This window comes from Nocardioides guangzhouensis (genome assembly GCF_004519545.1).
GTDB lineage: Bacteria > Actinomycetota > Actinomycetes > Propionibacteriales > Nocardioidaceae > Nocardioides > Nocardioides guangzhouensis.
Genome location: NZ_SDKM01000009.1, coordinates 1 through 12,286, shown reverse-complemented (window position 1 = coordinate 12,286; position 12,286 = coordinate 1). Strand labels below are relative to the sequence as shown.

Annotated in this window: 12 protein-coding genes; 8 read left to right on the top strand and 4 right to left on the bottom strand. The window is 72.6% G+C overall.

Annotated elements, in window-relative coordinates:
• Nucleotides 1-28: 28 nt before the first annotated feature.
• Entirely contained in the window at nucleotides 29-1,570 is a 1,542-nt protein-coding gene (locus EKO23_RS07585) for a SpoIIE family protein phosphatase (RefSeq protein WP_134715842.1), read from the top strand.
• Between the two features lie 313 nt (nucleotides 1,571-1,883).
• Here EKO23_RS07585 and EKO23_RS07580 read toward each other — a convergent pair whose 3' ends face one another.
• Nucleotides 1,884-2,273, bottom strand: a complete 390-nt coding sequence (locus tag EKO23_RS07580) for a DUF2237 family protein (RefSeq protein ID WP_134715840.1) — start codon at nucleotides 2,271-2,273, stop codon at nucleotides 1,884-1,886.
• 172 nt (nucleotides 2,274-2,445) lie between these two features.
• Here EKO23_RS07580 and EKO23_RS07575 point away from each other — a divergent pair, with 172 nt between their 5' ends.
• The 3 genes from EKO23_RS07575 (at nucleotide 2,446) to EKO23_RS07565 (ending at nucleotide 5,134) form a co-directional block, all read left to right on the top strand.
• Nucleotides 2,446-3,180, top strand: a complete 735-nt coding sequence (locus tag EKO23_RS07575; RefSeq protein ID WP_167880367.1) for a nuclease-related domain-containing protein — start codon at nucleotides 2,446-2,448, stop codon at nucleotides 3,178-3,180.
• 103 nt (nucleotides 3,181-3,283) lie between these two features.
• Entirely contained in the window at nucleotides 3,284-4,123 is an 840-nt protein-coding gene (locus EKO23_RS07570; RefSeq protein ID WP_217702520.1) for an excalibur calcium-binding domain-containing protein, read from the top strand.
• Between the two features lie 177 nt (nucleotides 4,124-4,300).
• Entirely contained in the window at nucleotides 4,301-5,134 is an 834-nt protein-coding gene (locus EKO23_RS07565; RefSeq protein ID WP_167880366.1) for a methyltransferase domain-containing protein, read from the top strand.
• A 61-nt stretch (nucleotides 5,135-5,195) separates the two neighbouring features.
• Here EKO23_RS07565 and EKO23_RS07560 read toward each other — a convergent pair whose 3' ends face one another.
• The 3 genes from EKO23_RS07560 to EKO23_RS07550 form a co-directional block, all read right to left on the bottom strand.
• On the bottom strand, nucleotides 5,196-6,818 hold the full coding sequence (locus EKO23_RS07560) for a LuxR family transcriptional regulator (protein WP_134715831.1): 1,623 nt from the start codon (nucleotides 6,816-6,818) through the stop codon (nucleotides 5,196-5,198).
• Nucleotides 6,819-6,836: 18 nt separating this feature from the next.
• Nucleotides 6,837-7,976, bottom strand: a complete 1,140-nt coding sequence (locus EKO23_RS07555; protein WP_134715829.1) for a flavin-containing monooxygenase — start codon at nucleotides 7,974-7,976, stop codon at nucleotides 6,837-6,839.
• A gap of 148 nt (nucleotides 7,977-8,124) precedes the next feature.
• Nucleotides 8,125-9,531: a sulfatase-like hydrolase/transferase gene (locus EKO23_RS07550; RefSeq protein WP_134715827.1), complete on the bottom strand. Its 1,407-nt coding sequence runs from the start codon at nucleotides 9,529-9,531 to the stop codon at nucleotides 8,125-8,127.
• 118 nt (nucleotides 9,532-9,649) lie between these two features.
• On the opposite strand from EKO23_RS07550, the gene EKO23_RS07545 reads away from it, so the two are divergent.
• From EKO23_RS07545 to EKO23_RS07530, 4 genes are all read left to right on the top strand, one after another.
• On the top strand, nucleotides 9,650-10,150 hold the full coding sequence (locus EKO23_RS07545; RefSeq protein ID WP_134715825.1) for a mycothiol transferase: 501 nt from the start codon (nucleotides 9,650-9,652) through the stop codon (nucleotides 10,148-10,150).
• 220 nt (nucleotides 10,151-10,370) lie between these two features.
• A complete protein-coding gene (locus tag EKO23_RS07540; protein WP_134715823.1) occupies nucleotides 10,371-10,913 on the top strand; it encodes a DUF6318 family protein in 543 nt (180 codons plus the stop codon).
• Between the two features lie 179 nt (nucleotides 10,914-11,092).
• Nucleotides 11,093-11,665 carry a hypothetical protein gene (locus EKO23_RS07535; protein WP_134715821.1) on the top strand — a complete coding sequence of 191 codons (573 nt, stop codon included), beginning with the start codon at nucleotides 11,093-11,095 and terminating at the stop codon, nucleotides 11,663-11,665.
• A gap of 82 nt (nucleotides 11,666-11,747) precedes the next feature.
• Entirely contained in the window at nucleotides 11,748-12,242 is a 495-nt protein-coding gene (locus EKO23_RS07530) for a DUF4234 domain-containing protein (RefSeq protein WP_134715819.1), read from the top strand.
• Nucleotides 12,243-12,286 lie beyond the last annotated feature (44 nt).

The following is a 12,286-nucleotide window of genomic DNA, read 5'->3' as shown; positions in this document are numbered from 1 at the left end:
GGGGTCCGGAAGCGGGCTACCGTGCGCCGTGCGCATCTTGCTCGACCAGGCGGGGCCGATCTCCGAGGCGTACTCCCGCGTCCGCTGGGAGGACACCCCGGTCGGGCATCCGGACGGCTGGACGGCCACGTTGCGCACCACCGTGGACATGATGCTGCGCTCGGAGTTCCCGATGACGCTGCTGTGGGGACCGTCGTACGTGCTGATCTACAACCACGCCTACGTGCAGCTGATCGGCGACAAGCACCCCTACGCCCTCGGCCGCACCGCGGAGGAGATCTTCCCCGAGGTGTGGGACCTGGTCGGGCCGTTGATGGAGGGCGTCCGTGCCAGCGGCCGGCCGGTCTACATGCAGGACGAGTACGTCCCGCTGCACCGGCGCGGCTTCCTCGAGGACTGCTGGTTCACGTTCTGCTACTCACCGGTGCGCAACACCGCCGGTGAGGTGGAGGGCGTGCTCGACGTGGCCACCGAGACCACCCGTGAGGTGGTGTTCCGGCGGCGGATGGACATCCTCGCCCGGCTGAGCCTCGGCATCCCCGAGGACGCCGCGCTGGACGTGATCGGGGAGACCGCGGTGGTGATGCTGCGGAAGGAGACCAGCGACGTCGCCGAGGTCGACCTGGTCCCCGACGACCGGGACGAGCTGCCACTCCACTTCGCCACCTGGGACGGCACGCCGATCCACGTGCCCGTCCCGACGACCGCCCCGGTCGAGCTCGCGCTGCGGTTGATGCCGACGCCGACAGTCGTGGTCGACGAGGACTTCCGCTCCTTCCTCGGGCTGGCGGCGGCGACCATCGGGCAGGCCCTCGACCGCGCCCATGCGGTCGCGGTGCAACGACGGATGAACGAGGTGCAGCGCCAGATGTCGGAGGCCTTCCAGCGCAGCCTGCTCCCGCGGCAGGGCGGGATCGGCGAGACCGAGATCGCGGTGCGCTACCGCCCGGCGGTGGAGGTGGCCCAGCTCGGCGGCGACTGGTACGACTTCTTCCCGCTCCGCGACGGCGGCCTCGGCGTCGTCATCGGCGACGTGGCCGGGCACGACCAGCGGGCCGCGGCCGCCATGGCGCAGGTGCGCAACCTGGTCCGCGGGATCGCGCTGAGCATCGGCGACGACGCACCGTCCGCGGTGCTGGAGAGCCTGGAGCGGGTGCTCGAGATCAGCGCCACCGACGTGGTGGCGACCGCCGTGGTCGCCCGGGTCCTGCCGCTGGAGGAGGGCCGCATGGACGTCACCTGGTCGAACGCCGGGCACCCGCCGCCGGTGGTGATCGATCCCGACGGCACCGCCCGGCTGCTCACCAGTGAGCCGGACCTGCTGCTCGGGGTCGACGCGCACACGTCGCGCCACCAGCACCGCACGGTCCTCGAGCCCGGCGCCACGCTGGTGCTCTACACCGACGGCCTGGTCGAGAGCCGGGCGCAGACCCTCGACGACGGCCTGGACCGGCTGCTCGACTGTCTCACCGGCGTGCAGGACCACGAGCTGGAGCAGCTCTGCGACGACATGCTCGCCACCGCACCCGACTCCGACGACGACGTGGCGCTGCTGCTCCTGCGCTCCTGATCCGCGTTCGTTGAGTTGCGCCGCGCTGAGCGTTGAGTTGCGCCCCGCTGGGCGATGAGCGGCGCCCCGCTGGGCGATGAGTTACGCCCCGCTGGGCGTTGATCTGCGCCTCCCTCGCGGACCGCGCCAGCGAGGCGCACCTCACCGCCGAGGGAGGCGCAACTCAACTAGCCGGCGCGGGGGGCGAGCTTCGTGGTACCCGAGCCCACCTCGAGGACGAACCGACTGCCGTCGGTGCCGGCGTACCGGGCGCTGCCGGGACCGGTCGCGTTGCAAGCCCGCGAGACGCGGCCCGGCTGTCGGGGCGCGACCCTCACTCCAGGGAGCTGAGGTCGTCGGGTACGTCGACGGCGTGCTCGCGGAGGGTGGCCAGCGGGATCAGGCGGAGCGCCGCCTCGTGGGTGCTGGCGAGGACGACCGGGGCGGCCGCGCCGTCGTCGTACGCCTGGAGCCAGCGGGCGGCGACCACGCACCACCGGTCGCCGGGGACGAGGCCGGGGAACCGCCACTCGGGGCGCGGGGTGACCAGGTCGTTCCCCACCGACTCCTGGTGCGCCAGGAACTCGGGCGTCATGACCGCGCAGACCCCGTGCACGCCGACGTCCTCGGGCCCGACCGTGCAGGTGCCGTCGCGGTAGAACCCGGTCACCGGGTCGGTGCTGCAGGGCTCGAGATCGCTGCCCAGGACGTTGCGCTCGGCCATGCCTCCAGCGTGGCAGACGGGTGGTGGCCAGGGGGAGGGTCGGGGACCTGGGCTCGAGTGGTCTGGACGGAGGGAATTGGCGGGCCCGTTTTCCGCGGTTCGTGACGTGTCCGGCCGATTGGAGACTTACGCTCTCCAAGAAGGAACGGGACAGGCTGTTCGGGGGTCAAGGATGACGAACGAAGCGGCTCGCGCGATCACGCGCCGGCAACGGGAACAGGTCATTCGGGTCAAGCCGATCGACGTGGCACAGGTGCAGCAGGAAGCGTCGCACGCCACGGCGGACGTGCTGGGAGGACTGCCCGGGGACCAGTGGACCGTCTACCACGACGTGCGCTGGGCGGACCGGCGGTACGCCGCCATCGACCACGTGGTGCTCGGCCCGCCGGGGATCTTCGTGGTGACCACCAAGTCGTGGCCCGGCCGGATCACCGTCGGGCAGGGCCAGGTCCGCCAGAACGGGATCGCGCGCGAGGCCGCCGTGACCGAGGCGACCGACGCGGCCGAGGCGCTGGCCACCATGGTCACCACCGTCGACGCGCGGCACGTGCACCCGGTGCTGTGCTTCACCCGCGACGAATGGCTGACCGGCCGCGCCGACGACGTCCTGGTCTGCTCGAGCGCCAACGTCGACACCATGCTGCTCGGTCGCCCGGCGCGGCTGCGGTCCGACGAGATCCGGGCCGCTGCCCGCCAGCTCGAGGCCGGTTTCCGGCAGGCCTCGGCCAAGGCGGCCGCCCCGGTGGTGCGTGCCAGCCGGCACGGCGACCGCGTCCGCAGGCCGATGCGGCTGTTCCTGCGCCCGGACGCGATCGCCACCGGGCTGCTGCTCGGCTTCGCGGTGATCGCGCTGATCTGGCCGCAGCTCATGGACGGCCTGGCCGGCTGGTTCGTGGGCCTGTTCTGAGCAGGGCATGGCCCTGATGGGTCGTGCTCGACACGGACGGGGACGGGATCGCCTGCGAGCACCCCCGAGGGGTGCGACGATCGGGGCCGGAAGGAGGCGCCGGATGAGCACCAGCGGCGGGCACCCCGGCGCCCCGGACGGGACGCCGTCCCGGGTGACGCTGCCGCCGCACGAGTGGACGGCGTTCCACGACGTGCAGTGGCCCGGGGTGCGGTGGGGGAGCCTCGACCACGTGGTGGTCGGACCGCCCGGTGTGTTCGTCGTCGACAGCAGCCACCTGTCGGGCACGGTCGGCCTCCGCGACGGACGTCTCCTGCAGGACGGTCGCCCGGCCGACGACCTGCTGTCCGGACCGGTCGCGGCCGCCCTGGCGGTCGGCGAGCGGCTCCGGGCCGTCGACGTCGCCCACGTCGTGCCGGTGCTCTGCCTGGCAACCGACCAGCCGCTCGCCGGCACCGCGGGCGGCGTGCTGGTCTGCTCGACGCCGACGCTGGCGACGACGCTGCTGGCCCGGCCGCCGGTCCTGGACGCGGAACGTCGCCGCCTCGTCGTCGCGGAGCTCCGCGTCCTCGACCGGAACGACGGGTGGTCGCCGTACGAGGCGATCCCGCGGCACGAGCGGGGGCGCCGGCGCTGGCTCTGGAGCCGGCGGCGAGGCCTGGTGCCGCTGCTGTTCCTCGCCGGCGTGCTGGTGCTCCTCCGACCGGCCGCCGCGTTGTACGACGACCTGGTCGGCCCGAGCGGCACCGGGCCGCGGGGAACCGCCGACGCCGGCTGTGCCGAGCTGAACGCGACGCACCCGCACGGAGTCGGGCGGGGCGGTGCCCGCGACCTAGTGGCCGACGGCGAGCAACCGGTCACGACGTACGCCGTGGACCCGCAGGTGTACGGCGTCCACGAGCGGTTGGACACCGACGGGGACGGGATCGCCTGCGAGCGGTGAGCGTGCGCCGTACGGCTGCGATTGCAGCCTCGTGACAGTTCCGGCGGTCGGTTCCGTGCAATCCGGCCGCAATTGCAGCCACATGACAGTTCCCGCCAGATGACCCGTCCGGGTCTGGCAGCGTCGGCCGCCCGGGGTCGACGCTGGAGGGCGCGGGACGTCCGCGGGAGGTGTGGCGTGAGCGAGTTCGACGACGACCCGGCGCTGCTCGGCCGCGCGTTCCGGAAGGGCACCGTCGACGACCCGTCGGTCCAGCAGATGGTGCGGATCCTCGACGTCCAGGACCAGGCGCCGGCGATCCGCAGGCTGCGCGACTGGGCGATCACGATGGCCGACCTCCGCCCCGGCGAGACGGTCGCCGACATCGGCAGCGGCACCGGCACCGTCTGCCGCGAACTGGCCGGGCTGGTCGGCGCGACCGGAAGGGTCACGGGCGTCGAGCCGAACCCGACCATGCGCGCCGTTGCCGAGGAGCGGACGGTCCGGGAGGACGTCAGGTACGTCGACGGGTCGACCGAGGCGCTCCCGTTCGACGAGGCCGCCCTCGACCTGCTCTGGTGCGAGCGGGTGCTCCAGCACGTCGACGACCCGCAGGTCGCGTTCCACGAGTTCGCCCGGGTGCTGCGCCGCGGCGGCCGGGCGGTGGTGCTCGACTCCGACCACGCCACCTGGGTCCACTCCGACATCGACCCGGACGTCGAGGAGGCGATCGGCCGGTCGTTCCGCGGCCAGGTCGCCAACCCGGCCTCGGCCCGCAACATACCGCGCCAGGCGATGACCGCCGGGTTCGCCATCGAGCCCGACGTCGGGTCGGCCGCCCTGGTGTTCCCGCCGCGGCTGCTGCTCGAGGCACCCCTCATGCGGATGAACGCCGACCAGGCGGTCCGGGACGGGCGGATCACCGCCGAGCAGGCCGACGCCGCGGTCGCCTCCCAGCACGCGGCGGCCCGCGCCGGTTGGGCGTTCTCCGCGGTGACGGTGTTCGGCTTCCTGCTGCGCAAGCCCGCCTGACCAGACCCCTGACCAGACCCCTGACCAGACCCCTGATCAGACGCCTGATCAGACCCCTGAATCAGGCCAGGCCGCGCTCGTAGGCGTACGCCGCAGCGGCGGTCCGGGAGCCCACCCCGATCTTGGTGAAGATGTTGGAGAGGTGGCGGGCCACGGTCTTCTCGCTCAGCACCAGCTCGTCGGCGATCTGCCCGTTGCTCCGCCCCGACGCGACCAGACGGAGCACCTCGACCTCGCGCGGGGTCAGCCCGTCCGGCGCCGCGCCGGGCTCGAGCAGCCGGCGTACGGCGGACGCGTCCGGCGTGGCGCCCAGGGACGCGAAGGTCCGCTCCGCCGACTCCAGCTCGCGGCGCGCCGAGTCCTCGTCGCCGAGCGCGGCGAGCGCCCGGCCGGTGAGCACCCGCACCCGCGCCGCGGCGTACGGGTCCTCGACCCCGCTCCACAGGGAGCCGGCCTTGCGGAGGTACGGCAGCGCCCCGGCCGGGTCCGTGGCCAGCTCCACCAGCCCGGCCGCCTGCGCCGCGGCCGCCTGGAGCGCCGGGCAGCCGAACGACGTCGCGAGCGTGTCCAGCTCACCCGCGAGCGTTCGGGCTTCCTCCCGCTGGTCCGCGGTGACCAGCACCTCCACCGCGGCCGGCAGCACGCGCGAGCGGTGCACCGGGTCGGTCGCCTCGGCGAGCAGGCGGCGTACCGCCGCGACGGAGGCCTGGGTCCGCCCCTGCGCCAGCCACAGCAGCGCCAGCCCGGGCTGCGGGTCGAAGCCCGCGTCCCCGGCGTGCTGGTACGCCGCCTCGGCAGCCTCGTGGGCGCCGCGCAGCCGGTGCACCTCGCCGGTCTCGTAGTCGGCCACCCCGACCGCCCCGGCCGCGCCGGTCTCGACGTACCGCCGCCGGGCTTGCGCGAGCTCGTCCAGCGCCTCGTCCCACGCGCCGCGGGCACGCATCAGCTGACCGCGGTGCACCGCGCACTGGCCGGTGAAGGCCACCAGCCCCGGCCGGCGCTCGCACCAGCGCTGGAGCACGCCGGTCCACTCCGCCGCGCGGCCGAAGTCGGAGATCTCCTGGCAGGCCTCGATCATCGAGCAGTAGACGAAGCCTGCGGTGACCGGCGAGACCTCCGGCTCCGCGAGGTTGAGCATCGCCTCGTCGAAGGCCGCCATCGCCTCGGACACCCGGCCGGAGTAGAGCCCGGCCCGGCCGATCCCGACCAGGCCGAGCGCCAGCAGCTCCGGGTCGCCGTGCTCGCGTCCGATCGACGCGGCCTCGGCGGCCAGCCGGCCCGCACCCTCGAAGTCGCCTGCCATGACGTGCCCGTACACGCGCAGGAACGTGAGGTAGCCGCGCTCGCCGAGAGCGGGGTGGTCGTCGAGGATCGCGCCGGCCCGCCCCGCCCAGGCGCCGGCCTGGGCCTGGTCGCCGCTCGTGCCGGCCCGAATCGCGAGATAGAACGCGCACCGGACCGCCGGCCCGAACTCGCCGTCCGTGAGATGACGGTCGAACGCCGTGCGCATCGCGGCCTGCGCGGAGTCGTTGTCGCCGATCAGCAGGGCGGTGTTCGCGAGGTCGACCAGCGTCCGGGTGTCCAGGGCCCCCGGGTCCGCGCTCGACCAGCCCGCGAACGCCGCCCTCAGGTCGCCGCGCTCGTAGTCCTCCCTCGCCTGGCGCAGGTCGTCGAGCACCCCCACGACCACAGCGTACGGCGGTCAGGCCGCCCGTGGCGCCGCCGGAGCCGGCGTACCGGTGCGTGCCGCGCCCTTCATCCGGGCGTCGAGGTGACCGGCCACGTAGTCGGCGTCGCGGCCGGCGCCGAGCAGCACCATCGAAGTGAACGCGTACTGGAACGACAGCCCGCAGAAGTAGAGCCCGGGCTCGTCCTCGACGACGCCGCGGTACTCCTTCGGCCAGCCGTTCTCGCCGATCACCGGCAGGTCGAGCCAGCCGAAGTCCTGCCGGTAGCCGGTGCACCAGACGACGTTCGCGACGTCGAGGACCGAGCCGTCGGCCAGCACCGGGCGGCCGTTCTCCACACCGGTCACGCGGGCCTCGCGTCGGTCGATCCCGCGCTCCGCGATGTGGTTGCGGCGCACGCGCAGCATCGGGCCGCCGTGGAAGCGGATCTCGTTCATCTCCTTGCGGCCCATCGGGGTACGCCGGGTGAGGAGGTGGCCCCAGGCGAACTTGACCACCGGCCACGCCACGCGCATCCGCCGAGACTCGATCGGGACCGGGATCTGTCCGCAGTCGCGTCCGGCCAGGATCGTCGGCCGGTCCGCGGCGACCTCGTACGCGATGTCGCACCCGGAGTGCGAGGCGCCGACCACGAGGACCGGGCCGTCGGCGAGCTGGCCGGGGCGGCGGTACTCGCTGGAGTGCAGCTGCAGGATCGCCGGGTCGAGGTCGTCGGCGAAGCCCGGCACGCTGGCGGTACGGCCGAAGGTGCCGGTCGCGACCACCAGGTTGTCGCAGGTGGTGGTGCCCTCGTTGGTGCGCACGACGAAGCGGTCGCCGTCGCGGGTCACCCTCTCGACCCGGACGCCGAGGCGGACCGGCAGCGCGTGGTGCGCGGCGTACTGCTCGAGGTAGTCGCCGACCGCGTCCTTGCCGGGACACGACCACCTCTTCGCGGGGAAGGGCAGGCCCGGGAGGCTGTCGTACTTCGCGGGAGAGTAGAGGCGGAGGCTGTCCCAGAGCCGGCGCCAGTTGTCGCCGACCCGCTGGTTCGCGTCGAGGACGACGCAGGCCCGGCCGCGGCGCTGCAGGTGGTAGGCGGTGGCGAGGCCGGCCTGGCCGGCGCCGACGATGACGGTCTCGACGTGGTCGCGGTTGCTCTGGCTGGCGTTCATGGTCGCTCCTCGGGTCGGTCCCCTGATGGGGTGCCGCCACGCTAGGAGCGCGAGGGGTCCGGCCGCGTCGGGCCGGATGCCCATCCGCGGAGGCGGGGACTGGGCATTTCTGCCCAGTTCTGCCCAGTCCCCGTTCTCTCGGCGGCGCTCAGTAGGGGAGCAGCTCCGCGTTCACCGACTCCCACGCCGTCCTCAGCGAGGACAGGTCGCCGGGCCGCTTGCGGGCCAGGTTCGCCTGCTCGCTGGGGTCGACGGCCAGGTCGTAGAGGCGGTCCACGCCGTCGCTCTGCCGGACGTACTTCAGGTCGCCGCGGCGCAGCGCCCGCTGCCCGCGCATCCGCCAGAACAGGTCGCGCTGCGGGACCGGCCGGTCGCGGAGCAGGTAGTCGGCGAGGCTGGTCCCGTCGAGCGGGTACGACGGGTCCGGAGCCGCCCCGGCCAGGTCGAGGAACGTCGCGTGCCAGTCGAGCGTGTGCACCGTCTGGTGGCTGACCTGACGCGGCCGGATCCGCTTCGGCCAGCTCAGGATGGTCGGCACCCGGATGCCGCCCTCGGTGAGGTCGACCTTGTGGCCGGTCAGCGGCCACTGGTGGGAGAAGCGCTCGCCGCCGTTGTCGCTGGCGAAGAACACCACGGTGTTGTCGAGCTGGCCGGACCTCTTCAGCGCTCCGATCACCCGCCCGATCGAGTCGTCGAGGCTCTCCACCATCGACTTGTAGACCTCGAGGCTGCCGCCGTCGGTGTGGAACAGCGCGCCGTTCTCGCCGGCCTTGAGGCGCGCGGTGAGCTCGTCGCTGACGGCCTTGTCGCCGGGTCCCTCCCAGGGCCAGTGCGGGGTGGTGAAGTTCAGGTTGAGCAGCCACGGTCGCTGGTGCTTCCTCCCGACGTACTCGACCGCGCGCTCGGTGATGATGTCGGTGTAGTAGCGCGGGTCCTGGAGCTCTTCCTCGCCGTCGAAGAGGTCGTAGCGGGGGCCGGAGGCGTACTTCGAGAAGTAGTCGAGGCCGCCGGAGTAGTTGCCGACGAACTCGTCCCAGCCGGACCTGAGCGGCCCGAACCAGGGCAGGAAGCCGCCGTGCCACTTGCCGAACATCGCGGTGTCGTACCCAGCGGCCTTGACCTGCGTCGCGAGCGTCGGGTGGTCGGTGGGGATGCCGTTCTGCGGGGTGGCGGCGCCGATCGGCTCGGGCAGCCCGCCGGGGATCCGGGCCGGGTAGCGGCCGGTGTAGAGGGCCACCCGGTTGGGGGAGCAGACCGCTGACGCGGAGTAGCCCTGGGTGAACCGCACCCCGGACGCGGCGAGCCGGTCGAGGTGCGGCGTCCTGATGTCCGGCGAGCCGAAGCTCGACAGGTCGGCCCAGCCGAGGTCGTCGGCGAGGATGACCAGCAGGTTGGGTCGCCGGCCCCGGTCCGCACCGCCCTGCGCGCGGAACTCGCGCTCGGCGGCGGCCACCGGGGACGTGGTGAGGGAACCGGTCGCAACGGCGGCGACGCCGGCTGCGCCGAGCGTTCGCGTGAATCCACGCCGCGAGATCGAGGACGGGCCGTCGGACATTGTTGCCTCCTAAGTTGAGTGAATTAGAAGACAATAGCCGGAGGTCCGGTCGTGCCGCGGCGCCGTACCCGGGGTGCCGCTCGCAGGGGAACCCTCGCCTGGGGCGTACGGTCGGGCCATGGAGCCTCGTGACCTGCTGGTGGACGCGTTCGGACGGATCGAGGAGCTGTACGCCGACCTCGTCACCACCGACCCCTCCCTCCTGCACGAGCGACCGTCCGGCGTCGGCAACTCGATCGGCTGGCTGCTCTGGCACGCCGCCCGCGTGCAGGACGACCACGTGGCCGGCGTCGCCGGGACCGCGCAGGCGTGGCACGACGGCTGGGCCGAGCGGTTCGCGCTGCCCGTCGACGACCGCGACATCGGGTACGGCCACACCTCCGAGCAGGTCGATGCCGTCCGGGTCGAGGCGGACAACCTCGCCGGCTACCACGCCGACGTGCAACGGCTCTCCCTCGCCTACCTCTCGTCCGTCACGCCCGAGGAGCTCGACCGCATCGTCGACCGGCGCTGGGACCCACCCGTCACCGCCGGCGTCCGCCTGGTCTCGGTCGTCGGCGACTGCCTCCAGCACCTCGGCCAGGCCGCCTACGTCCGCGGTCTCCTCACCTCCACCTGACCCCGCCCAACCGTCCGAAATGGCGGCCCGGGCCGGGTGGAATGCCGCCGGTGGTTGAGGAGCGAGCGCCAGCGAGCGTCTCGAAACCACCGCCGAGCGGCCAGCTCTTGCCGCGCGACCTGGTCCTCCACAGTTCGCGTGACGGGTCTGGTCAGGCGCGGCCGCGGTGCCTACGGTGGTCGTGGCGCCTGGGGGTGCCCTTCTCGGGAAGGTAGTGCCGATGAACGTACGCCGATGGCTGGCCGCCGCGTGCTGCGTGCCGCTGTTCGGGCTGGCCGGCTGCTCCGACGACGAGCCGCAGGCCCAGCCGAAGGACCCCGTCAGTACGTCGTCGACGCCGTCTACGGAACCGCCCCGACAGTCCGCGGAGTTCACTCGCTCAGCGGCGAAGTTGTTCGTCGCGCATTGGATCAACACCTTCAACTCAGCGGTACTCAGCGGGGAGACATCCGCTCTTGCTGGTCTGGGTGACCCGGGCTGTGATGCCTGCGGGGACCTGGTCGACACGATCGACGACATCTACGCCGCAGGCGGCCATGTTGAGTCCGCAGGCTGGAGGGCGGATCGCTACTCAGACACGGCCTTGACCGAACCAAGTGACGCTTCCGTTCGGGTCTTGATGAAGTTGAGCCCCCAGACCATCTACCGCTCCAAGAACGGCAAGCCTGACAAGACAACGGGTGGCGAAGGTACGGCGGTGTTTTCGTTGCATTGGTCTGATGGCACATGGCAGGTGACTGATCTGAAGCAGGCTCCGGCATGATCCGGCGCCTGTTTGTTGCGTTGGGGCTGTTCGCTTGGAGTGCCGGGCCGCTTGCGATTCCCTCTGTTGCGTCGGGCGTCTTGCTGGGCTGCACGGGGGGCGTTACCGCGGGGCAGGACGCACTGTTCGGCCAGTTCGGTTGTGAGACGAAGCGATCTGATGACGAGACGCCGACGGAGATGACCGGCTCGACGCCCCCACCCCCACCCCAACCCCTCTACGACGCCGGCGTCGTCGGCGCCTGCCTGGGCGACAACGAGGCCTGCGCTCCCGCCATCGAGCCGGCGACGCCGATCACGCAGGTGACCGTGCTGCGCGCCCTGCGCCGCATCGACCTGCCAGACTCCCGGCTCGTCGTCCAACCGCCGGGCGGCCGGACCCTGGTCAACTTCGACACGCTCTTCCGCACCGAGGCCGAGCCGTTCACCCGCACGGTCCGGCTGCTCGGGCACCGGGTCGACCTCGAGATCACGCCGAGCTCGTTCACGTGGCGGCACGGCGACGGGACCGCGCAGACGACGGCGACCCCCGGCCGCGCGTACCAGCGCGGGGTGCCGATGGAGGAGTACGTCTCCCACCGCTACCAGGACGCCCATGTCACGATGCGCCCCGCGGTCGACACGACGTACGCCGCCCGGTTCCGCGTCGACGGCGGCGCCTGGCGCGACGTCGACGGCACCGTGACCATCTCCGGCGCCGGCGTCGACCTCCGCGTGGTCGAGGGGCGCCCGACGTTGGTCGGCGCGTACTGAGCGACACACCCGAAATGCGGCACACGGAGTGGTCCGGAGCTCTACCTTGTGCCGACCACGTTTCGGGATGAGGGGGACACCCATGACGGAGAACAACCAGGCCAACCCGCCTGCACAGACGCCGGACCAGCCGGCCAGCCAGAACCCGCAGCAACCACCGCACTACGGCGCGGCGCCGGCGTACGACCCGGCCCCGTACCAGCAGCTGCAGCACGGCGCGCCGCTCGGCAAGATCCGCGGCACCGGCACCTGCATCCTGCTGATGTTCGTGACGTTCGGCATCTACGGCCTGGTCTGGTACTACTCCACGCACGACGAGATGAAGCGCCACTCCGGGCAGGGCATCGGCGGCGGGATCGCGCTGCTGCTGGCGCTGTTCGTCGGCATCGTGATGCCCTACCTCACCTCCTCGGAGGTGGGCGGGCTCTACGAGCGGGCCGGCCGCGAGAGGCGGGTCTCCGGGGCGACCGGCCTGTGGTACTTCCCCGGCATGCTGATCATCGTCGGGCCGATCGTCTGGTTCGTGAAGACCAACGGCGCGCTCAACGACTACTGGCGCTCGCTCGGGGCCAGCTGACGGCAAGAGACGACACCGAGGCCGGTCCCCGCGCGGGGACCGGC

Bases quoted from the DNA above. Each gene is read 5' to 3' on its own strand.
- EKO23_RS07575 (WP_167880367.1), top strand. From the start codon at position 2,446: ATGACGAACGAAGCGGCTCGCGCGATCACGCGCCGGCAACGGGAACAG.
- EKO23_RS07540 (WP_134715823.1), top strand. From the start codon at position 10,371: ATGAACGTACGCCGATGGCTGGCCGCCGCGTGCTGCGTGCCGCTGTTC.
- EKO23_RS07580 (WP_134715840.1), bottom strand. From the start codon at position 2,273: ATGGCCGAGCGCAACGTCCTGGGCAGCGATCTCGAGCCCTGCAGCACC.
- EKO23_RS07545 (WP_134715825.1), top strand. From the start codon at position 9,650: ATGGAGCCTCGTGACCTGCTGGTGGACGCGTTCGGACGGATCGAGGAG.
- EKO23_RS07570 (WP_217702520.1), top strand. From the start codon at position 3,284: ATGAGCACCAGCGGCGGGCACCCCGGCGCCCCGGACGGGACGCCGTCC.
- EKO23_RS07550 (WP_134715827.1), bottom strand. From the start codon at position 9,531: ATGTCCGACGGCCCGTCCTCGATCTCGCGGCGTGGATTCACGCGAACG.
- EKO23_RS07530 (WP_134715819.1), top strand. From the start codon at position 11,748: ATGACGGAGAACAACCAGGCCAACCCGCCTGCACAGACGCCGGACCAG.
- EKO23_RS07535 (WP_134715821.1), top strand. From the start codon at position 11,093: ATGACCGGCTCGACGCCCCCACCCCCACCCCAACCCCTCTACGACGCC.
- EKO23_RS07555 (WP_134715829.1), bottom strand. From the start codon at position 7,976: ATGAACGCCAGCCAGAGCAACCGCGACCACGTCGAGACCGTCATCGTC.